This window comes from Maricaulis sp. (assembly GCF_017643475.1).
Taxonomy (GTDB): domain Bacteria; phylum Pseudomonadota; class Alphaproteobacteria; order Caulobacterales; family Maricaulaceae; genus Maricaulis.
This window is the reverse complement of the sequence record NZ_JAEPNI010000001.1, coordinates 67731-88654: the sequence shown is the minus strand read 5'-3', so window position 1 is coordinate 88654 and position 20924 is coordinate 67731. Positions and strand designations below refer to the sequence as shown.

The following is a 20924-nucleotide window of genomic DNA, read 5'->3' as shown; positions in this document are numbered from 1 at the left end:
CCTAGTCCAGGCGAACCGAATGCGTGGCCGTGTCGCCGGACACCTCGAAGGCGGAGTCTTCCCAGGAGGCCGGGCCGAAGCTGCCGCGGGCATTGTTGGAGAAAGCGAAGGGTTCGCTGGGGATGCCCATCAGATTGGTGTCCAGCTCACCATTGCCATTGACGTCGTGATACATGCGGATGGCGTACTGGCCGGCCGGCAGCGCGCCCAGCGAGGCAGAGGCGGTGTCGGAGGACACGTCGATGCGGGCGCCGGCGACCGGTGATCCACCGCTCCAGGCATCCGCGCTGTCAAAGACGGCGACCATCAGCGTGCCCTGGTGGTTGTCAATCGAGGTGACAGTCAGGGTCAGCTCGGTGTCGGCGGCGTGGGCTTGTGCACCAGAAGCAGCGAGGAGGCCGAGGGTGAAGAGTGCTGTGGTGATGTTTTTCATTGTCTTGGTCCAATCTCTTTAAGCGCCCCGCTCTTGTTGTTTGGCGGGATCTGGATTGGTGATGCGGCAGGCTGCGGCGCTTTTCGAGCGAGATTGCGTGAAAGGGCTGCCAGGCTTCGCGAAACGCGCTAGATGTCGGTTCACGTATCGTGAGTGGCACATGAACTGGCTTCGGAAAAACCGTTCGGAAATTGTTTCGGTCCTCGTGATTGGCGCTTTCATGACCGTGTTGGCGCCCTATGACACCGATCAGCTGCCGCTATGGCTGCGCTATTTCTACTGGACCATCCTCATGGCTGTCGGCTGGGGGTCGGCGTCGCTGATCCAGCCGTTCATGCGCAAGCATGCGCCGGACCTGCCGGACTGGGCGCACATGCTGGCGCTGTCGCTGTCGGTGAGTATTCCGGTGACAGCCGGTGTGGTGCTTATTCAGGGTGCGTGGGGTCCGGGCTTTCCGCTATCGGCGGTTCCGGTCGTGTTCGGGCTCGTATGGGTGATCTCGGCAGGTGTGACCGTCATCGGCTGGCTGACCAGCCGCAAACAGGAGGCCGAACGCGCTGACGAGGCGGAAGCCACGGTCGGGTCCAGCCTTCTGGATCTCTTGCCGATCGGCCTGCGCAGCTCGCCGATCCTGGCTCTGGAATCCGAGGATCACTATCTGCGTGTGCATTGCGAGGGCGGGGATGCGCTGATCCTGATGCGCCTGCGTGATGCGATTGCCGCGCTGCCGGACGGTACGGGCGAACAGACGCATCGGTCCTGGTGGGTCGCCAAGGCCGCGGTGGTCGAGGTCGAGCGTGGCCAGGGCCGCGCCCAGCTCACGCTCAAGAATGACATCACCGCGCCGGTCAGCCGGACCTATGCGCCGAAACTACGCGAGGCGGGCTGGTATTAGTGCGCCAGCAGGATGGCGAACGGTACGTCCTTGATCAGGCAGGTGGTCTCGTCGCGACCCAGGGAACGCTGCCAGCCCGGGGCTCCGAACCCGCCCATGACCAGAAGATCAGCACCGTTCTGGGAGGATGTCTCGATCAACGCCCGCGCCACGCTGCGCCCGTCCAGATCCACCGAGCGGGTGGCAGCGCGCACATCGTGCAGTTCCAGATAATCGGAGAGTTCCGCGAGCTGGTTGGCTGCTTCGCTCTCGGTACCAGCATGGGTAATTGTCACGTTCTCGGCGGCCTGCAGGAAAGGCACGGCGCCAACAACCGCGTGCATCGCTTCCAGCGAGCCATCCCAGGCGATGACGATATCGTTGAAATGGCCGGTACATGCGCGCGCGGTCGGGAGGACGAGAACCGGACGACCGGATTCAAATGCGGCGGTTTCGATGGAGTTGAGCTTGTTGCGCAAGTCCTTGCTGGAGGGTTTGGGCATGATGATGAGGTCGGACAGGCGACCTTCACGACTCATCGCGCTGCGTGGCAGGCCGATGTATTCGACAAACCGTCCGATATGGTCCGGGGCTGCGTCGTCAGCGCGCTGGTCATAGCTCTGGCGGGCCTTCCGGGCCGCAATCGCCGCGGCGTCATCCAGCGCTTCCAGCACGGCTTCCATGCCGTAGGTTGAGAAGGCATCACCCAGGAAATCTCCGCCGCTGGCTGCGTTTCGTCGGACGAAGAGCGCGTCCAGGCGCGCCTCGTAATCGGCGCAGATCGCATAGGACCTGGACAGCAGCGGGGTGTCTTCCTCACTGCCGGAGAGCACGGCGATAACGCGACGGAGTTTCATGCGAAAGCCTTTCCTAGTTGTCTCGACGGGCACGCCACTCCTCAGCGGTTTGCCCCCATACATTCACCATCATCCCGAAGCCGGGGACCTCGACTTCGCGGCCGCTGTCGCTGGAGCCGAGCTTGGCGGCAACGGCCTGGCTGGGCGTGTTGTCGACATGGATGAGATGAATGACGGATGGCCATTCCAGCGTGTTGAACACGTGGTCGAGGCAGGCGGCAGCAGCTTCGGGCGCATAGCCTTTTCCCCAGGCCTGTCGCTTGATGGTCCAGCCGACTTCTGGCTGTGGCCATTGATGCGGATACCACGGACCGACACGGCCAAGCCATTCATCAGTCTTTTTGTCGACGACGGAGAAGAAACCGAAACCGCGCAATTGCCAGTGCCCAAGGAGGCCACAGAAGGCACGCCAGGTAATGGCCGGCTCCTGTTTGCCGCCGATAAAACGGGCTGTTTCCTCGTCCTGCATCATTTCGGCGAGCGGCTCGAAATCGCGCTCTTCAGGGTAACGCAGAAGCAGGCGTTCGGTTTCAATGATGGGTCTTTCCATGGATGGCACTCCTGAACCGGATGAATTGCAAAGGGTCAAATCGGCGCACCTGCAACGCTCATGCTTTATGAGCGGCGAAGTTGCTCTGTGTGCCGATTGAATATGATATGAGTGCTGAGGGGTAGCCGCTGGCGCAGGTCTTGCTTGGACAGGCCCAGGGGTAAAGCAGTGGGGTAGTACACACCATGGACGAGACAAAGCGTCCCGGAGTGATACGGTTTTTGATCTATCTAATAGCGGCCGCTGGCCTTGCTGGCGGGCTGGCAGGATGGGTGCAGTCGACCGGCGGTGGTGACTGGGCCTCGGGGCTGGACGCGCCGAACTGGACGGTGGGTACGGACCTGTCCGTCCTCATCGGTGTCCTGATGATCCCCCCGATCGCGATTGCCCTGTGGCTGTGTCAGAGAAGTGGCCGTGACGGCATGCGCTTTCTGTGCTCACTCCTGATTGCGGGCGCGCTGGTCGTCATCATCGGCCATACGCTGTTTTTCTTCGGCGCGCGTGATGTGGCACTGGGCTTCGTCGCCCAACTGGGCAGCTGGGTCTATATTCTGTTTGTGACCGGGATTGTCGGACGGTGTTCGCGCGCAGCCGGATATCTCTTCTGGCCGGTTTTCGCCTGGCACACATTCAATCTGACAGTCAGTTTCGAGCTGATGCGTCTGAATGTCGGCGTAATCGGCGGGCTCTAGGCCTCGATCTCTTCCATCAACGCTGCCCGGGCTTCTTCTCGACTGTCAGCAAAGGTGACAGCCGACCTGCCGCAACGGCTGAGCAAGAGCTCCAGCATTTGCGCAGCCTCGGCGCAATGACTTGAATTGCCGATCCACACCGTCTTGCTGATGGTATCACCATCAGTCGCAGTCGGGTCGGGTAGCTCATTCAGTTCCGCCAGCGACGTGTGAAAGCGGCCGGCGCTGGCATCCACGATCAAAGGATTTCGTCTGTACCAGCCATCGCGTTTGGCAATGTCGCGCGCGAGCGTGAGCAGGCGCCGAGGGTCGATTTCCCCGGACAACGTCACTTCAACATGAGTGACAAATGATTTTATGTCTTCGTCCCTAGACACGAATCTTGTGTATCCGTTCAACCGCTTTTGCTTGAGTTCTAGAATATTCATGCAAAAGCTGGACCATTCTACCCGAAATGCAAGCTCAGGGTGAATTTGAAGAATATCGTCTAGGCATCCTTCGTTCAAAATGCATTTGAGGTTTCGAGTTACCGGATATTAGCCATTCTCCCGCATCCTCTGGTTTCATTAGCAGACCAACGGGTGGAGTGATGAACTGGATACTGGTCCTGCGCCTTGAAAACTGATTAGGCGTCTAGTGCGCAACAGGCACAAACAAAAAGAGCGGGAGCCTGGCTCCCGCTCTTTGCTTTCTGGCAGATGCCCGCTGGATCAGCCCAGGCTCGGCTCCAGGCCCTTGCAGGCTTCCACGAGGCCTTTGACGGCGTCGACCGAGTGGTCGAACATTGCCTGTTCGTCTGCGTTGAGGGAGATCTCGACGACCTTCTCGACACCGTCCTTGCCGATCACAACCGGAACGCCGACATAGAGGTCGTCCTGGCCGAACTGGCCGGTCAGGTGTGCGGCACAGGGCAGGATGCGCTTCTTGTCACGCAGGTAGGAAACGGCCATTTCGATGGCGCTTTCCGCCGGCGCGTAATAGGCGGAGCCATTGCCCAGCAGAGCAACGATTTCGCCGCCGCCCTTGCGCGTGCGGTCGACGATTGCGTCCATTTTTTCCTGCGTGGACCAGCCCATTTCAATCAGGTCCGGAACCGGGATGCCGGCAACGGTGGAATAGCGCAGCAGCGGAACCATCGTGTCGCCATGACCGCCCATGACAAAGGCCGTGACGTCTTCGACAGATGCTTCAAACTCATCAGCCAGGAAGTGACGGAAGCGCGCGCTGTCCAGCACGCCAGCCATGCCGACGACCTTGTTGTGCGGCAGACCGGAGAATTCACGCAGCGCCCAGACCATGGCGTCGAGCGGGTTGGTGATACAGATCACGAAGGCGTTCGGAGCGTGCTTGGCAATGCCCTCACCCACGGCCTTCATGACTTTCAGGTTGATGCCCAGCAGGTCGTCGCGGCTCATGCCCGGCTTGCGCGGGACGCCTGCGGTGACGATGCAAACGTCTGCGTCAGCAATGGCCGCATAGTCATCAGCGCCGGCCAGCTTGCTGTCCTTGCCGAAAACCGGGCTGGCTTCGGCGATGTCGAGTGCCTTGCCCTTGGCAATGCCTTCCGCGATGTCGAACAGAACAACGTCGCCGAGTTCTTCGCGTGCTGCGATGTGGGCGAGCGTACCGCCGATCATGCCGGAACCGATAAGGGCGATCTTGTTACGGGCCATTGAGGAGACTCCTTGAGCGGATGGATCACGTAGTGAAAGAATTCTGTGGGCGGTCTAGCGCCGCTTGATCCATGCTGCAAGTGCACATCGCGTCACGCCGTTGATGCAGCGCTTCGGGCCATTGCGCCGACGCAGACCCCTCCCCACATTGCAGACGGACCGGAGGAGAGCCTGATGTCGACCCAATATCACCTTGCCGAACTCAATATTGCCCGCGCCCGTTACGAGGATGATGATCCGCGTTTCAAGGATTTCGTCGACATGGTCGAGCCCGTCAACACCATGGCCGAGCGCATGCCGGGCTATGTCTGGCGCCTGGTCGACAAGGAAGGTGTCGGCACGATGGATATCAAGGCATTCGATGATCCGCGCCTGCTCGTCAATCTCAGTGTCTGGGAAGATCTCGAAAGCCTGCTGACCTTCGTCAACAAGACGGTCCACGCCCGCGTGATGAATCGTCGCAAGGAGTGGTTTGCCGCGATGGAAAGCCATCACCTGGTCTTGTGGTGGGTGCCCGCCGGCCACACTCCGGACCTTGCCGAGGCCAAGACGAAACTGGAACAGCTCGACCGCGAAGGGCCTGGCGCTGCGGCCTTTACCTTCGGCAAGTTTTATTCGCCGGAAGGCGAGCCGGTAGCGTTTGAATTGTCGATGGACGGCTAGGCCAGCGCCGACAGCGCCAGTTCCAGCTGGCGGCCATCGCGGGAATTGGTGATGGAGACCAATCCGGCTTCATAGGCAATCGGCATCCCGACGTCCGGGGCGCGGTAGAACTGGTAACAACAGACCTGCCCCTCCGGTACGGCCTTGGTGCAGGTCTGGCATTCCTCACGCAATTCCCGCGGGCCATCTGCGTAGGGAATGCTTGCGAAGCCGGCTCCTGTGAGCGCCTTGCGGGACCCCGCGCCGTAATCCGCGTGCGCCGCGCCTGTGTAGAGGCTGGTCCAGGGCGCGATCTTACGGGCCAGAAAGACCGCCAGCCGCGCCTGGACCATGAATTTCTGCAGGCCGAAACCTGTCATGTCCGGACGGACGAGCGCGCCACCCAATTCGAACTTGCCTTCGTCCAGGGGCAGGATGCCGGCCATGGCGATCAACTCATCGCCCTCGTCCAGTATGGCGATCAGTGCGCCGTGTTCGATCGCATAGGCGAACATGCCTGCATCGCGGGGCGTAAGTCCGCCACGACCGTCCCGTTTCACGAAATCCGCGAGGGCTTGAGGCGAGGGAAAACCCTCCTGGTGCGAGAAAATCAATCGAGCCTGCATGCTCGTCTTTTGGACCGCCGGGCGGATTGGCTCAAGATCTTCACTTGAGAAAACACGCTGATCGGACTCTCGAACCCATCACGTCTATCATGCAAAATCGCATCTGTTATCAGTCGCGCGTCAGGGTGGTGATGCGCTGAGGCATACACTAGATTGCCTTTATGGACTGGAGAGACCTGCAAACCTTCCTCGCAACTGCCGAGGCCGGCTCCACCCAGGCAGCATCGGCTGATCTGGGCCTGGACCAGAGCACGATTTCGCGTCGTATTGCCTCGTTCGAAAAACGCATTGGACAGCGCCTGTTCGAGCGTTTGCCGACCGGGTTGATCCTGACACCTGCAGGCGAGCAGATGCTGGACACAGCGCGCAAGGTCGAAACGGATGTGCACTCGCTGGAGCGACGCCTGATCGGTGGCGGCGAGGAGCTGGAAGGTGAGGTTCGTCTGACTGTCCCGCCTTACATGCTGAGCGGCTTTCTCGGCGATATCCTGGCGGAGTATCACCAGAGCCACCCCGATGTGCATCTCGATATCGATGTCTCGATGACCGAGGCCAATCTGACCAAGCGCGAGGCGGACATCGCCGTGCGCGGCTCCAACACGCCGCCGGAACACCTGATCGGGCGACGCGCGGGCACGTTCCACATGACGTTGTATGCGCGCAAGGACCTGGCGGCGCAGGGGATGAGCCTGCCGTGGATCGGCTGGGGTGAGCCGGGCGAGCTTGAAACCTGGGCGCGGGATCGTGGCCTGTCGATCAATTCGCGGATCTGGAACACGGAAAGCATGGAGGGCCAATTAGCTCTTGTCCGACAAGGACTTGGAATGGCCGTTCTTCCCTGTGCCCTGGCCGACACCCAGCCGGACCTGGCGAGGATAATCCCGGACCAGACCTGGCCGAGCCGGGATGTCTGGGTGTTGACGCACAAGGACTTGTTGTCCTCGCCGCGCATTCGCAGCCTGTTCAACTTCCTGGCCGATGGCCTGCGGGCTCGCAAGAACCTGTTTGAAGGGCGGCTGACTAGCGCTTGATGACCATGAGAATGCCGTCGCCGATGGCGGTGAAGGCCATGTCTACGCGGTCATCCTCGCGGATTTTCTCCGCAATGTCGTAAAGCGCGCGTGTGTCGCGATCGCCTTCGCGCTTGCGTTCGTCGGCCACGTCGCCGGACCACAATACATTGTCCAGTAGCATCAGCCCGCCTGAGCGCAGCAGTTTCAGGCCAGCTTCGTAATATGTGTCGTAATTCGCCTTGTCGGCATCGATGAACATCATGTCCACCTCGCCCGGGATTTCACCGACGAGCGTGTTGGCGGTCTCGACGGCATCGCCCTGGCGCATGTCGATCAGCCCGGTCACGCCAGCCTGGTCCCAGAAGCGCTTTGACTGGCGAAAATAGTCCGCATTGATGTCACAGGCATAAAGCCTGGCCATGTCACCGTGCAGTTCCTGCATGACCAGCAAGGTCGCCAGCGAGGAATAGCCGGTGAAAACGCCGATCTCGACCACGGTACGGGCATTGGCCAGACGGGCGCAGAGTTGCAGAAAGGCGCCTTGTTCGGGTGAGATCTGCATGCGCGCGATCTGACCCATATTGGCAGTAAACTCGCGGCAGGCTGCCAGCGCCGGATGTTCCTGGCGATTGGCACCGCGAACATAGGCCGTCAGCGTTTCATCAAGACCGATAGAGCGAGACATGAAAAACCTCCCGGAAAACTTCGGGAGATCTATCATGCTTTTCAGGGTGAGCCAGCTCAGGGCTGTGCATCAATCCATTCGCGCAGGGCGGCCTCGCTCCAGTCGGTTCCGGTATGGGGCCAAAGTACAAGTGGCGAAGCCGACGGTCAGGCCCGTCAGCCGGTTTTTGATGATCATGGTCTATCCCCCTGACGTGGTGATCTGCCGCCCGAGGAGACAGTGGCAGGTCGGGATTTTCGATACATGGTCAGGGGGTTAAAATGCGGTCAGGTCAGCTTTGAAGATCAGGGCCTTGTCGTTCAGCAGCCAGGTATTCATGCGTGCGCATTTCGATCAGGCGCGACGCTGTGCGTTCGAACTCAAAGGCTCCGTCGCCGGCAGGATAGAGGTCCACGGGCTCTACATCGGCGCTCATGACCAGTTTGGTGCGAGCCTCGTAGAGGGCGTCGATCAAGGTTACGAAGCGTTTGGCTTCGTTACGCTTGTCGGGGCTGAGCCGCGGGGTGTTGTCCACAAGCACCGTATGGAAGCGTGCCGCGATGGCCAGGAAGTCGGCGGGTCCAAGGGGTTGGGCGCATAACTCCTTGAAGGTGAACCGTGCAACGCCCGCGGCTTCGCGCGCGACTTTCAGGGCCCGGCCATTCACTTCGATCTGGCAGGATTGCGGTGCGGCTCCCTGGGTCAGGCGCTCCCAGGCATCATCCATCGCCAGTTGCGCCTCGGCGTCCAGCGGGCAGTAATAGACCGGCGCGGCCTCGAGCTGGCGTAGCCGATGGTCGGTGTCGCCGCCCATCTCACAGACGTCGAGACTGTCCTTGAGGAAGTCGATGAAAGGCAGAAAGAGCTGGCGGTTGATGCCGTCCTTGTAGAGCGCGTCAGGGTGTCGATTCGATGTCGAAACGACCACGATGCCTTCGGAAAACATGGCTTCGAACAAGCGACCCAGGATCATCGCATCGGCGATATCGGTGACCTGGAACTCATCGAAGCACAGCAGTTTTGCGTTCCGGACCAACGCCCGGGCCACCGGCGGAATCGGGTCGTCACCGGCGGATTTCACGTATTCGGGGCGACGTTTGCGCTGGCCGGGTTTCAGCCCACGCCACTCGCCGATCCGGGCGTGCACATCCTGCATGAATTCGTGGAAGTGAACGCGGCGCTTTTTCGCAACGGGTGCCTCCTTGAAGAACAAATCCATCAACATGGATTTGCCCCGGCCCACCCCACCCCAGAGATAGAGGCCCTTGGGCGCAGGTTTCGCGCGACCAAAAAACGGTTTGTGGCCGGATTTCCATTCGACCAGCTGAACGGTCAACATGGTCAGAATCTCGGCCGCGTGTTCTTGTGCCGCGTCGGGGGACAGCTCCCCGGCGGCCACGCGCGCTTTCCACATGTCAATTGGCGTAGGCATGTCAGGCCTCTTGCCGCTGTCCGCTGTAAACGTCAATCGGTCTTGGTAACATCAGCCCGGCCAGTGGCGCACGATGGCGAATATGATCAATGCCAGCGCCAGCGTGCAGATCCCGGCAAGCAAGGCGGGGCGGCGGACTTCACGCATGGATTTTCTCCAGGGCGGACCGCATGGCATCCGGAAGCACCACAGGGCGCCGGGTTTCACGATCAACATAGACATGGACAAACCGACCCTGGGCGGCGGGGGCGTTCTCGCCTTTCGCAAAGAGGCCAAGTTCGTACTGCACGGACGAAGAGCCGATGCGCGCCACGCGCAGCCCGGTTTCGATCGTCTGGGGATAGGCAAGCGGGGCGAAATAGTTGCAGCCGGTCTCCACGACCAGGCCGATCACCGCACCGGCATGGATATCCAGCCCGGCATCATCAATCAGGAAGCAATTCACGGCGGTGTCGAAAAACCCGTAATAAGCCGCATTGTTCACATGGCCATAGATGTCATTGTCGGCCCAGCGGGTCGGCTGAGAGAGCCAGTGGCGGTAGTCCTCGCGCAAGCGTTTTTCGATCACAGCACGGCCTCGTAACAAGCCTGGGCGGCTTCCAGCGTCATCTCGCGGGGATTGTTCACCAACAGGCGTTTCACTTCCATCGCTTCCTGTGCCAGTCGCGGCAGGTCGTTATGGCTGATGCCCAGCTGGGACAACCGGGTCTCGATGCCAACTTCGTCAGCGATGCGCTCCATCTCGGTGACCAGCCCGTCGGTCGAGGCATGCAAGCCGAGATGTTCGGCGAGTTCCGCGTAGAGAGGTTCGGCGGCCTGAGCGTTGTAGCGCAGCACCGGCGGCAGCATCAGTGAATTGGATAGTCCGTGCGGGATGTGAAACACCCCGCCCAGAGGATAGGCGAGCGCGTGCACGGCCCCGACGGGAGCATTGGCAAAGGCCTGGCCGGCCAGCAGGGCGCCCGTCAGCATGTCTTCACGTGCTTCGATATCGTCCCCATTCGAACAGGCTCGTTCGATGGCACCGTGAAGTTTCTTCAATCCGGCCAGCGCCAGGCTGTCAGAGACGGCGTTCTTTTCGATTTTGGAGGTGAAGCCCTCGATGGCGTGTACCATGGCATCGATGCCCGTCGCTGCTGTGACCGCTCGCGGTAAACCCAGGGTCAGCTCGGCATCGAGGACAGCAATGTCGGCATAGAGTGGCGGGGCGTTGACGCCCATCTTGGTGCTTTCACCAATCGTGATGACGGAAATCGGAGTGACTTCGGAACCGGTACCCGCCGTTGTCGGGATCAACACCAGCGGCAGGCGCGGGCCGGTGGCATTGTTGACGCCGTACATGTCTTCCAGAGTCTGTGTCGAGCCGAGCAATAGAGCGATCAGTTTCGCCGTGTCCATCGAGCTTCCACCGCCAAGCCCGATGACTATTTCAGCACCAAAGTCGCGGGCCTTGTCCTCGGCCATTAGGACCACATCGCGGGGCGGATCAGCAACCACCTGATCGAAGATGAGGACCTCAAGCCCGGCAGCTTGCAGGCTGGTGACAGCGGCATCTGTGAGGCCGTGGCCGCGAACACCGCTATCGGTCACCAGGAAGATGCGTTTCGCCGAACCGATCAGCGGCGCGCAAATGCGCGCCAGATGGCGCGAAGCACCGCGGCCAATATGGATGTGCGGAACGGTCCGGAAGTCGTACGCGGGCATGAATAGTCTCCTCCTGGACAGGGTGACCAAAGCCGCAAACTACTGCAAGCGCCTTGAACCGGAGTTTCTTCCGTATATTGTACGCCATGCAGTCGTTCGCGCGGGGATTGCATGCCGATCAGTGTCAGATTTCTGCCCGAGAAACGCATCGTTTTGCAGGTTGGCAGTGGTGATATCCGACCTGCAGATATCGACCAGGCTATTGATGACACGCGTGACGCTGTCTTCGCGAACAATCCGCGCGGCGTCGTAATCGATACACGCGCCGACACGGTCAACATCCCCATGGAAGCCTGGATTGATCTGATTGCCGACTATTTCGAAAAGATCGGCACCCATGTTCCAACAGCCTATGTCATCGATGGTGGCGTGACACCCGACCAGTCCATGTTGCTGGAGCTGACGGGCTTCAACAATGGCACGCCGGTCCGTGTTTTTGCGACGCTGGAGGAGGCCGTGGACTGGGTCGCAAAGGTCGCCCGAAGCCGATGATTGCGATGCTGGAGTATGATGCCGAGACCGGCATCCTCCTAGTGTACCAGACCGGACAGCGCACCGAAGCGGATGCGGGCAGCCAGGAAGGCATGCTGGCAGACGAGGTCGCGAAAACTGATCCTTCCGGATTTCTCTACGTCATGGATCATGCCCGCTGGGATGTCTCCCACGAGACCTGGCTGCGTTCGCTGAAAACCGCGGCGACCATGATCGGGACGCGCCCCGCAGCCCTGGTCATGCCCAGTGACTTTCCCGACGAGCAGGTGGCCCTGTTGTTCGGAACGGTTTCAGCATTTGGTTTGCGCCTTGAGACCTTCCGCGATGAGGAAGAGGCGCGCGACTGGCTGAGCGCGGAAATCGCCAGCTCGCGAAAGAAGTGCAGCTAGCCCGGAATGCCTTCTGTGGTAGGTGAATCGAATTTTCAAATACTGGCAAGGCCTGCCGCTGCCCTGTAGGTCTCCGCTGTCCCGATGGGACAAAAAACAAGACGAATAGTGTTTGGTGGTGCGTATGGCTGTGAAGGTAGAGCTTCTCGAAGAGGGGCCGTTTGTCTCGATGACAAGCTGGGGCGTGCTCAGCCGTCAGGAGGCCGGTTGGGCTCATGAGACTGTACGGGAGCTCGTTGCGGGGGGCGATGCCACAGGTGTGCTTGTGGATGCGCGGGTCACCGAAGTGACCAGCACGCCGTCCTATTCGGCCGAGATCGTCGAGAATTTTGTGTTTGCGCTCGAGCGCAAGCTGCCGATCGCCTTCTTGCCACCGAACGCCTGGACCGAGGCGCATTACGAGACAGTGTGGAAACAGATGCCGGAACTCAATGTCGAGGTCGCGGTGTTTGACGAAGTGGCGGCTGCACTGGACTGGCTTCAAACTGCCGCAAATGCCCGCCGTGCAGAAGCCAAGAAAAAAGCCGCCCTCTAGGGGCGGCTTTATTGTTACTGCATCGTCGGAATGACGAAGGCCTGGTCCCCAATCTCGCCGGATGGCCAGCGCTGGGTCACCGTCTTGATCTTGGTGAAGAAGCGGATGCCATCCGTACCGTACTGGTTGGTGTCGGTGAAGGCGGAGCGCTTCCAGCCACCAAAGGAGTGGTAGGCCACCGGAACCGGGATCGGCACATTGATGCCGACCATGCCGACATTGACCTTGGAAGCGAACTCGCGCGCGGCCAGGCCGTTGCGCGTGAAGATGGCGACGCCATTGCCATACTGGTGCTGGCTTGGCAGAGCGGCGGCCTCTTCCAGATCGGCAGCGCGAACCACTTGCAGAACCGGGCCGAAGATCTCTTCCTGGTAGGAGGTCATCTCGGGGGTGACATGGTCGAACAGGGTCGGACCGATGAAGAAGCCCTTTTCGTGTCCCTGTAGCGAGAAGCCGCGCCCGTCGAGCAGCATGTCCGCGCCTTCCTCGACACCCTTGCCGATCCAGTTTTCGATGCTGGCCTTGTGAGCCGCGCTGATAACCGGACCGTAATGTGCGTCCGGATCAGTAGAGACGCCGACGTTCAGCTTCTGGGCCTCTTCCTTCATGCGGGCGACGAACTCATCCGCCGTATCCTTGCCAACCGGAACCGCGACCGGCAGCGCCATGCAGCGTTCGCCGGCAGACCCGTAAGCCGCGCCGAGGAAGTCCTTGACCACCTGGTCCATGTCCGCGTCCGGCATGATGATGCCGTGGTTCTTGGCGCCGCCCATGGCTTGGAAGCGCTTGCCATTGGCAGCACAGGTTGCAGCTATGTACTGGGCGATGTTGGAGGAGCCGACGAAGCTGACAGCCTTGATGTCGTCATGGTGCAGGAGGGCGTCGACGGCTTCCTTGTCGCCGTGGACGATCTGCAGCACGCCCTCCGGCAGGCCCGCTTCCATCCACAGCTCGGCGAGACGGACGGGAACGGACGGGTCCTTCTCCGACGGCTTGAGCACGAGGGCGTTGCCGGTGGACAGCGCCATGCCCATGAACCACATCGGGATCATGGCCGGGAAGTTGAACGGCGAGATGCCAGCGACCACGCCCAGCGGCTGGCGCATGGAATAGACGTCAATACCGGTGCCGGCGCTCTCGGTGTATTCGCCCTTTAGCAGGTGCGGCACGCCCATGGCGAATTCGACAACCTCGAGACCGCGGATCAGGTCGCCCTTGGCGTCGGCGATGACCTTGCCGTGCTCGGAGGAGAGGAGTTCAGCCAGGCTGTCCATCTCGGCTTCGACGAGCATCTTGTATTTCATCAGGACGCGGGCGCGGCGCTGCGGGTTCATGGCCGCCCAGACCGCCTGGCCCTTCTTGGCACCTTCCACGGCATTGGCAACCTCGTCGGTCGTCGCGAGCTGGACGCGGGCCTGCACCTCGCCAGTGCTGGGATTGAAGACATCGCCATAACGACCGGAATTGCCGGTATGGGATTTGCCGTTCACGAAGTGATGAATCTCGCGGCTCATGCGCGTCTCTCCCCTGATAGTTCTAATACGTGCCCAGAACGGGCAGGATCTTTGCGGCTCCCTTAATACGGCTGGAAGCCTGTGTCGAGCAGAGGCAGCCGCACTTCCCGATCTTGTCATCGACTGAAAACCGGTAATCGTTGCACCAGAACAACGCCTGGTGAAAAGAAGTATTGCGGATGGTTAATTCGACTTGACGAACGTGCCATATCGACAAGTCTATAGAATATGAGTATGCGGCAACCGACGGTCGCGCTACCGGGATCTGCCTGTCCGGTCGCGAGGGTTAGTGCTCGATGTTCCGTCCTGCCGCGGACCATGAAAAACATAAGGGGGATAGCCTTGTCCAAAAAGAGCTTCGGGAGCACGTTCAAGCGCGCTCTAAATATCACTGCATCTGCAACAATCCTGGCGATGGCCGCCAGTACCGCGCACGCCCTGCCGGGTCGTGATGATGTTGGTGTCGACGGAATGGTCGATACGGAAAACAGATGGTCCGGCGTCGGCATGATGTATGCGGGCGGATTTGTCTGTACCGGTCAGCTGGTCAACGCACGGACGGTCATTTTTGCTGCGCACTGTGCGGATAACGCACCGAATGCCCAGTTCGGCACGTTCGGGTCCATTCCGATGGCGTTCAGCTTCGGCGTGGATGCCCTGCCGGGTTTCCAGAACTGGTTCGCCAACAGCTTCCAGTCCAACCCGGACATGCATGTCTATAACGTCCTCCAGTATCAAACTGTTCTGGACACCGGATTTTCTTTCCCGGGTGCCGACGTAGCTATGGCGACGCTGGACACGCCGGCGATCGGCTTGCCGACCTATGGTATGCTCTTCTCCGCGATCAGCGAAGCGCGTCACGTCGACATGGTCGGTTACGGCGGCAATGGTACGGGCAGCACTGTCCCGGTCGGTGGTATCGACTGGAAACGTCGCGCCGGTGAGAACATGGTCGACGCGCTGATTTCCCAAGATGATTTCCTCACCGCGACGTTCGGTATTGCACCGGGCAGCTGGTCCAGCATCGTCGGACCGTCTGGCTCGCAGATGATGTATCATACCGATTTCGATCGCCCGGATCGCAATGCGAATGATTGTACGCGCGGCACGGTTTACCTGGGCCCGAATGACATCACCTGTGCAACGCCGCCCTTCGCTGGTGTCACCACCTTCGATTTCACTTCCGCGATCGCGATCGGTGATCATATGGACTGGTTCCCGGGTGATGCGACCGCTCGTGAGGCCGGTACGGCAGGCGGTGATTCCGGTAGTGCGCTCTTCTCGAACTTCAACGGCCAGGACCTGATCCTGGGCGTTCTGTCCGGCGGATGGACCTTCACCAGCCCGAATGGCGGTTATGGCGACATCAGCTATTATAATCCGCTCTTCCTCTACCAGAACTGGATCGTCGCGCAGAATCCGAACGTCTACGCGTCCGCGGCTGAGGGCGACGGTGTCTGGTCTGACACATCGCGTTGGCAACAGACTCTGGATCCGAACTATTTCGTGCTCGATGAGAACGGTAATGCGGTCAACGGCCTGTCCACGACGGCTCCGACCAGCGCCATCGAGGCGATGACCGCAACGGATGGTGCTTTTGGCACGATTTTCGACACGGAAGTGAATGCACACCGCAATCCTCCGGCGCCGCAGGCTCCGAACGCCGAGCAACTCGATGCCCTTGCAGCTGGGTTGGGCATCAATTTCCGCGGCGTAGCGGATCTGCCGGGTCTGACTGGCAAGGGTTCCGGCGTACAGGTCCAGGACAATAACGTGCCTGTATCCACGGCACCGGGTGACAAAGCGTCTGAAGTCCAGGTGCAGGATGTTAATCTGGCCGCCAATTTCGGTGGTGTTGTTGCGACCCAGGACGGTCTGACCGGTGTTGCCTCGAACCTCGCGCCGGGTACCTGGGTTCCGAACAACCATTTCGGCACCTACGGCACCTTCAATGATCCGAGCTCCAGCGTCGCACGTTTCTTCAACGTGAATCTGTCGAATGCAGGTACGACGACGCTCGATATGAATGTCGAAGTCGACACAATGACCGTGTCGCATGCGAATGCACGCTTTGACATCGGCGCCGATTGGACCTTCAACACGCTGATCTCGTTCAACCAGTCTGCTGGTATTGTGGATCTGCGCGGTCGCGTGAATGCGCGCGAATACATGCTGACCGGTGGTCTTCTGACCGGTACCGGCACGCTCAACACCATGACGCTCTGGAATATTGGTGGCGCTGTCATGCCGGGTACCGCGTCGTCCACGGGCACGCTTGATGTCTTGGGTGACTACGTTCAGTCCAGCGCAGGCATGCTTGTGATCAATGTTGACGGCACCGATTCCTCGACCCTGAACGTCACGGGTGATGTATCGCTTGATGGTGGTCTGGTCTTCAATCCGCTGGGTGGTTATCTGCCGCGCTACGGTGACACATTCACCTTCCTGACGGCGAATTCCATCATCGGCAACTTCGCAAGCGTCGCTGATCTGCCGGGTGTTCTGCGTCCGGTGGTGAACCTCACAGCCGGTCAGGCCGACCTTGAACTCACTGCTGATAGCTTCGGCACGCAGGTGACCTATACCAACGCCTTCCAGTCGAGCCTCGGTGGTGCGTTGGATGCGGCTCGTGACACGGACTATGATGCCTTGTCTGCCATCTATGGCCGTCTGGACTTGCTGTCCGGTGACTCGCTCGGGGCAGCTCTGAACTCACTGTCTCCGTTTGAATCCGTGATGTTTGATCGCTCCGCCCGCGTGCATTCTGACACGCTCAGCGAAGCCCTGATGGGCCAGATCCGCAGCAGCGGCGGTTCCACGGCGATGGATCTTGCTGTCGCCATGCAATCTGCCGAGATGCAGCGTGACGGGTCGACCAACCCGCTGCAGCAGGCTGGTGCCAAGATGATCTTCCGCCACAACCATGGTGGTGATCACGAGGCGACCCGTCCGGGCCTGCGTGCCTTCGCAGAAGTAGGTGTTATCGGCGCTGATGTGGATCTCATCCAAGGTGCCGGCACTGCAGAGCTGGACGGCGAGTTCTCGCTGTTCGGTCTGGAAGCCAACTTCGATTCCGGCTGGTCGGTCGGTGCGGCGTTCGGTTTCGCCAGCTCTGAAATGGACAACCCGGCTAACCTGCCGTCGCTGACGAGCAAGACCACGACGACGCAGTACAGCCTCTTTGGTGGTTACCAGGGCGATCGTATGGGCGTGTCCGCTTTCTACAGCTTCGGTGACAATGAAATTGATGCGGATCGTGCGGTTCTCATTGGTTCCGCGGCATCTGCTGTTCCAGCGGACATGGACGGCGAGGCGACCACATTCGGTCTCGTCGCTGATTTCCGCCTGACCGGTGAAGACGCGGCGATCCAGGTTGTTCCGACTGCCAGCTATGTCTCGACTTCGTTCGACTATAGCGTGCAGGCGGTTCAATCCACGCCAGCATTGATCATTGACGGTCGTTCCGTCGACAGCTCTATCGCTCGTATCGGTTTCAATCTCAGCACCCAGCGCACCTTCGCTGGCTTCACGCCGGTTGCCTATATCGGTGCGGCGACGGATTACGGTGACGAGATCGAGTCCTACTCTGCGTCCTTCCAGGGCGCGCCGGGCGTAAGCTTTGGTGCTGTGGAGCGCATCGATGTGAACTCGGCCTGGCACGAGTTCTCCGTCGGGGTCGAGCGTGAGTTCGAAAACGGACTGACCTTCAGCTTTGGCGCCTTTATTGAGGACCGCCGTAAGATGATTGACCACAGCGGTGCATCCATCGGCATCAGCATGCCGTTCTAATCACGATGCATGAGTCTTAAGGGAACACCCGGCCAATCGGCCGGGTGTTTCTTTTTGCGCGACGGACTGTTGTGTTTCCTGCGTAGAACTGCGGGGCACAGATCCGGAGACAAGCGTGTTTAGATCCATTTCAGTCATCGCCAGTGTCACTCTGCTGGCCGCCTGTTCAACCTCGGGGCCTGAAGGACGACGCGGTGAACGTCGGGCAGAAGCGCCCGGGCAAGCCGGAGCGGGCCCGGTTTCGGGATTTACACTGGCGTCACGCCTGGTTGACCGTGAACGATACGACGCCGCCCTGCCGATCCTGCGCTGCGTCGCTGGACAAGGTCACGGGTATGAGATCGCACAACACCTGGCCGGAAACAGCCTTATACGTCTGGCGGATGCCGAGACCACGCCCGACATCATGCGACCGGAACATCTGACCGAGGGTTTCGAGCGCCTCGAGATTGCGGCCAGTGCCGGCTGGGGCGCGGCCCAGGCTGAGCTGGCGCGCGCCTACTGGGATGTCGGATCACCGCAAGCGATCGAGCGCGGGGTCTATTGGGCCAGCGTCTATACACGAAACTCGCGGGATCGGGCCTATGGCATCAACCGCATTCCCGACACGTTGGAGGCCAACCTGCTTGCTGCTGTCAGCGTGTCTGAACGGGCAGGGATTCTTGAGGAGGCGGCGATATTTGTCGTCGAGCCCATGCAGGCGGAAGCCCTGACACCGGAATGCGCTCAACTGGTACAGGACCGCAGGGTTGGTGCTGGAACGCGCCAGCGCGGACAGGGACGTGGCGGTCGGGGTAATCGCGGGCGAGGTGGTCCAGGTGGCCGCGGTGGTCCGGGGATCGGAACCGATATCGACTAGCGCGTCAGCGGTTTGGCTACGAGCCAGGCCGCGATCGCACCGAGAATCTGCATGACGATGAAGAGCGGGGCGTGGCCGGGATCTATGCCGGCAAACGTGTCCGTGAAGCTGCGGGCAATGGTGACGGCTGGATTCGCGAAGCTTGTTGAAGAAGTGAACCAGTAGGCGCCGGTAATGTATAGGCCGACGATCCATGGCACGGCGCGGGCATTGTGCCTGACACCGAGGAGAATGAAGAAAACCAGACCAAAAGTAGCGAGGAATTCCGATCCGTATTGCGCCAGGCCGGTGCGTGAAGTTGTCGAGAACTGGAGCAGGCTGTGTGCGAACATGAAATGCGTGACGAGCACTGCCAGCAGACCGGCGCCAATCTGCGAGGCGATGTAAACCGCCATTTCGCTCGACCTCAATTCTCCGCGCAGCAGCATCACCAGCGAGACGGCCGGGTTGAAATGGGCGCCGGAGACCGGACCCAATGTGGTGATCAGCACGACCAGCGCTGCACCTGTTGCCAGGGCATTGGCCAGCAGGGCCAGGGCAATGTCATTGGTCGAACTCTCTGCCATGATGCCGCTGCCGATGACGGCGACGAGCAGGAAGAAAGTTCCGATGGCTTCGGCCAGTGCGCGTGCGAACATGTGTCTGCGTCCCTCAGAGACGACCGATTGCCTGGAGCTCGGCCTTCAGGCCTTCGCGGGCCGGATCGAGGTTGTCGATGGCCAGGAAGGCTTTAATGCGCTGTTTAAGCTGATCGTAGGCGATTTCAAAAGCCCGGCGCTGCTCTGGACCCGCGTCCTCGACCGCAGCGGGGTCCGGAATGCCCCAGTGCACGGTCATTGGATGACCCGGCCAGACCGGGCAGGCCTCTGCCGCTGCGCTGTCACAAACGGTGAAGACGAAGTCCAGCTGGCCGCCAAAACTGGCATCGTCAAACTCGTCCCAGCTTTTCGAGCGGAAACCGCCGATATCGAAACCACGCGCCCGCAGCAGCTCCAGCGCCGCCGGATGTACTTCGCCTTTCGGCTGCGAGCCCGCGGACAGGGCTATGATGCGATCCCCGGCAAGGCCCTGCAGAAGCGCTTCGGCGAGAATGGATCGAGCTGAATTGCCGGTGCAGAGAATAAGTACCGACAGAGGGCGCGAGGTCATGAAGCTTCCTGGAGAACGGTTGCGTTGTTTTCAACGAGACCCGCTAGCAGATCCGGCTGATCACCGCAGCAATCCTTGAGCAGGAATGTCAGGAATTGCCGGGTGCCGTCATGATCCAGGGAGTACAGCATGAAGCGAGAGCGCCGCTGGGACCGGATCAGGCCGGCGCGTTCCAGCGCCTGGAGATGACCCGTCATCGTCGAGGGCGGGATGTCGAAACCGCTGGCGAGTTCGCCTGCGGACACGGTATCGGGCGCGCGCTGGCACAGCGTCCGGAACAGGGCCAGACGAACAGGGTGCGAAAGCGCCGAGAAACCGGAAATACTCAAACGGTCAGTCATGTCTGCCTGTTAAGGCGTAAGCATGACCGTTAGATCGAAATTACGTGAAAGTTTTGCGACATCGCGACGGGTGACTAGCGCGTCCGGTCTAGCGGTGCTGAGCGATCCTTGAACAAGGTCCGCATGACGCCGGACATCAGCCCTGCCGGTTTCTCCGTGGCCGCAGGCGTGTCCGTCGTGACAGGCTTGAGCGTGTCCGGCTGCGTCCGCGGTTTGCGGATGCGACGGAATACGGCGACTTCGCCACCGATCATGTCCTCGAAGGCCCAGTTGGGGTCGATGAACAGGGTGTCGCACAGGCGCGCCGCAGGTGCCTGGGAGGCGGCGCTCACCAACAGCACTCCGCCAATCTTGAGACGAGCACTGGCCGTGGCCCAGTGTTCTGCCATGGTGGAGAAGCCCAGTTTATCGCCGAGGATCAGCAGATCGAGCGGAGTTGTGTCACCGCCCACCGTTGTGTCCAGAATAGCCTTGCGGCGCTCGCACTCTGCGCCGATCCAGCTCTCCCCCAGCTGTAAGGCTCGGCTGGTCTCGTCCATGAGAAGGCCGACATAGTCTGCAACGAGATCGTCGCGGGCGTTTTCGCGCTGGGTTGGGAGTTTTCTTAAGCTTCCGGCAGGCAGGGTGTCTGTCTTGGTCATGGCTCGTCCCGATGGTGAACACTCGGTTAATCCTGCCCTGGTCAACGCAAATGCC

General features: G+C 60.5%; 24 protein-coding genes. 9 read left to right on the top strand and 15 right to left on the bottom strand.

Features of this window, described 5'->3' with window-relative positions:
• Position 1: 1 nt before the first annotated feature.
• Positions 2-433, bottom strand: coding sequence for a DUF2141 domain-containing protein (locus JJ889_RS00420; RefSeq protein WP_291890780.1), 432 nt, complete (start codon positions 431-433; stop codon positions 2-4).
• Positions 434-593: 160 nt separating this feature from the next.
• Here JJ889_RS00420 and JJ889_RS00415 point away from each other — a divergent pair, with 160 nt between their 5' ends.
• The gene (locus tag JJ889_RS00415) at positions 594-1328 is read left to right on the top strand and encodes a LytTR family DNA-binding domain-containing protein (protein WP_291890779.1); all 735 of its coding nucleotides are present in this window, start codon (positions 594-596) and stop codon (positions 1326-1328) included.
• Here the strand turns inward: JJ889_RS00415 and JJ889_RS00410 are convergent.
• Together JJ889_RS00410 and JJ889_RS00405 are read right to left on the bottom strand one after the other, a co-directional pair.
• The gene (locus tag JJ889_RS00410) at positions 1325-2164 is read right to left on the bottom strand and encodes a universal stress protein (protein WP_291890778.1); all 840 of its coding nucleotides are present in this window, start codon (positions 2162-2164) and stop codon (positions 1325-1327) included. The two genes, JJ889_RS00415 and JJ889_RS00410, sit on opposite strands and share 4 nt — an antisense overlap.
• 13 nt (positions 2165-2177) lie before the next feature.
• Positions 2178-2714, bottom strand: coding sequence for a GNAT family N-acetyltransferase (locus tag JJ889_RS00405; RefSeq protein WP_291890777.1), 537 nt, complete (start codon positions 2712-2714; stop codon positions 2178-2180).
• 185 nt (positions 2715-2899) lie between these two features.
• Between JJ889_RS00405 and JJ889_RS00400 the strand changes: the two genes are divergently transcribed.
• Positions 2900-3406: a tryptophan-rich sensory protein gene (locus tag JJ889_RS00400; RefSeq protein WP_291890776.1), complete on the top strand. Its 507-nt coding sequence runs from the start codon at positions 2900-2902 to the stop codon at positions 3404-3406.
• Here the strand turns inward: JJ889_RS00400 and JJ889_RS00395 are convergent.
• Together JJ889_RS00395 and mdh are read right to left on the bottom strand one after the other, a co-directional pair.
• Positions 3403-3834, bottom strand: coding sequence for a hypothetical protein (locus tag JJ889_RS00395; RefSeq protein ID WP_291890775.1), 432 nt, complete (start codon positions 3832-3834; stop codon positions 3403-3405). The two genes, JJ889_RS00400 and JJ889_RS00395, sit on opposite strands and share 4 nt — an antisense overlap.
• Positions 3835-4116: 282 nt before the next feature.
• Complete coding sequence (mdh, locus tag JJ889_RS00390; RefSeq protein ID WP_291890774.1) at positions 4117-5079, bottom strand: malate dehydrogenase; 963 nt, start codon at positions 5077-5079, stop codon at positions 4117-4119.
• A gap of 174 nt (positions 5080-5253) precedes the next feature.
• Between mdh and JJ889_RS00385 the strand changes: the two genes are divergently transcribed.
• On the top strand, positions 5254-5742 hold the full coding sequence (locus JJ889_RS00385) for a DUF3291 domain-containing protein (protein WP_291890773.1): 489 nt from the start codon (positions 5254-5256) through the stop codon (positions 5740-5742).
• Here JJ889_RS00385 and JJ889_RS00380 read toward each other — a convergent pair.
• Positions 5739-6347, bottom strand: a complete 609-nt coding sequence (locus JJ889_RS00380; RefSeq protein WP_291890772.1) for a hypothetical protein — start codon at positions 6345-6347, stop codon at positions 5739-5741. The two genes, JJ889_RS00385 and JJ889_RS00380, sit on opposite strands and share 4 nt — an antisense overlap.
• A 161-nt stretch (positions 6348-6508) precedes the next feature.
• On the opposite strand from JJ889_RS00380, the gene JJ889_RS00375 reads away from it, so the two are divergent.
• Positions 6509-7378 carry a LysR family transcriptional regulator gene (locus tag JJ889_RS00375; RefSeq protein WP_291890771.1) on the top strand — a complete coding sequence of 290 codons (870 nt, stop codon included), beginning with the start codon at positions 6509-6511 and terminating at the stop codon, positions 7376-7378.
• Here JJ889_RS00375 and JJ889_RS00370 read toward each other — a convergent pair.
• The 4 genes from JJ889_RS00370 to JJ889_RS00355 form a co-directional block, all read right to left on the bottom strand.
• Entirely contained in the window at positions 7368-8045 is a 678-nt protein-coding gene (locus JJ889_RS00370) for a class I SAM-dependent methyltransferase (protein ID WP_291890770.1), read from the bottom strand. The genes JJ889_RS00375 and JJ889_RS00370 overlap by 11 nt on opposite strands.
• Positions 8046-8316: 271 nt before the next feature.
• Entirely contained in the window at positions 8317-9456 is a 1140-nt protein-coding gene (gene zapE, locus JJ889_RS00365) for a cell division protein ZapE (RefSeq protein ID WP_291890769.1), read from the bottom strand.
• Positions 9457-9595: 139 nt separating this feature from the next.
• Positions 9596-10024 carry a thioesterase family protein gene (locus tag JJ889_RS00360; RefSeq protein ID WP_291890768.1) on the bottom strand — a complete coding sequence of 143 codons (429 nt, stop codon included), beginning with the start codon at positions 10022-10024 and terminating at the stop codon, positions 9596-9598.
• Positions 10021-11160 carry an iron-containing alcohol dehydrogenase gene (locus tag JJ889_RS00355; RefSeq protein WP_291890767.1) on the bottom strand — a complete coding sequence of 380 codons (1140 nt, stop codon included), beginning with the start codon at positions 11158-11160 and terminating at the stop codon, positions 10021-10023. The genes JJ889_RS00360 and JJ889_RS00355 overlap by 4 nt, the downstream gene beginning before the upstream one ends.
• A 111-nt stretch (positions 11161-11271) precedes the next feature.
• Here JJ889_RS00355 and JJ889_RS00350 point away from each other — a divergent pair, with 111 nt between their 5' ends.
• The 3 genes from JJ889_RS00350 (at position 11272) to JJ889_RS00340 (ending at position 12576) form a co-directional block, all read left to right on the top strand.
• A complete protein-coding gene (locus JJ889_RS00350; protein ID WP_291890766.1) occupies positions 11272-11652 on the top strand; it encodes a hypothetical protein in 381 nt (126 codons plus the stop codon).
• Positions 11649-12041: a hypothetical protein gene (locus tag JJ889_RS00345; RefSeq protein ID WP_291890765.1), complete on the top strand. Its 393-nt coding sequence runs from the start codon at positions 11649-11651 to the stop codon at positions 12039-12041. The genes JJ889_RS00350 and JJ889_RS00345 overlap by 4 nt, the downstream gene beginning before the upstream one ends.
• 124 nt (positions 12042-12165) lie before the next feature.
• Complete coding sequence (locus tag JJ889_RS00340; RefSeq protein WP_291890764.1) at positions 12166-12576, top strand: hypothetical protein; 411 nt, start codon at positions 12166-12168, stop codon at positions 12574-12576.
• 14 nt (positions 12577-12590) lie between these two features.
• Here the strand turns inward: JJ889_RS00340 and JJ889_RS00335 are convergent, their stop codons facing one another.
• A complete protein-coding gene (locus tag JJ889_RS00335) occupies positions 12591-14090 on the bottom strand; it encodes a CoA-acylating methylmalonate-semialdehyde dehydrogenase (protein ID WP_291890763.1) in 1500 nt (499 codons plus the stop codon).
• Positions 14091-14432: 342 nt separating this feature from the next.
• On the opposite strand from JJ889_RS00335, the gene JJ889_RS00330 reads away from it, so the two are divergent.
• The gene (locus JJ889_RS00330) at positions 14433-17879 is read left to right on the top strand and encodes an autotransporter outer membrane beta-barrel domain-containing protein (RefSeq protein ID WP_291890762.1); all 3447 of its coding nucleotides are present in this window, start codon (positions 14433-14435) and stop codon (positions 17877-17879) included.
• Positions 17880-17994: 115 nt separating this feature from the next.
• Entirely contained in the window at positions 17995-18738 is a 744-nt protein-coding gene (locus JJ889_RS00325; RefSeq protein WP_291890761.1) for a hypothetical protein, read from the top strand.
• Here the strand turns inward: JJ889_RS00325 and JJ889_RS00320 are convergent.
• The 4 genes from JJ889_RS00320 to JJ889_RS00305 all read right to left on the bottom strand — a co-directional run bounded on the left by JJ889_RS00320 (position 18735) and on the right by JJ889_RS00305 (position 20869).
• Positions 18735-19376, bottom strand: coding sequence for an MIP/aquaporin family protein (locus JJ889_RS00320; protein WP_291890760.1), 642 nt, complete (start codon positions 19374-19376; stop codon positions 18735-18737). The two genes, JJ889_RS00325 and JJ889_RS00320, sit on opposite strands and share 4 nt — an antisense overlap.
• 13 nt (positions 19377-19389) lie before the next feature.
• Positions 19390-19887 (bottom strand): arsenate reductase ArsC, encoded by a 498-nt coding sequence (locus tag JJ889_RS00315; protein ID WP_291890759.1) that lies wholly within the window; start codon positions 19885-19887, stop codon positions 19390-19392.
• Positions 19884-20228: a metalloregulator ArsR/SmtB family transcription factor gene (locus JJ889_RS00310; RefSeq protein ID WP_291890758.1), complete on the bottom strand. Its 345-nt coding sequence runs from the start codon at positions 20226-20228 to the stop codon at positions 19884-19886. Before JJ889_RS00310 ends, JJ889_RS00315 begins: the two co-directional genes overlap by 4 nt.
• Before the next feature lie 74 nt (positions 20229-20302).
• Positions 20303-20869 carry a hypothetical protein gene (locus JJ889_RS00305; protein WP_291890757.1) on the bottom strand — a complete coding sequence of 189 codons (567 nt, stop codon included), beginning with the start codon at positions 20867-20869 and terminating at the stop codon, positions 20303-20305.
• Between the last annotated feature and the right edge of the window lie 55 nt (positions 20870-20924).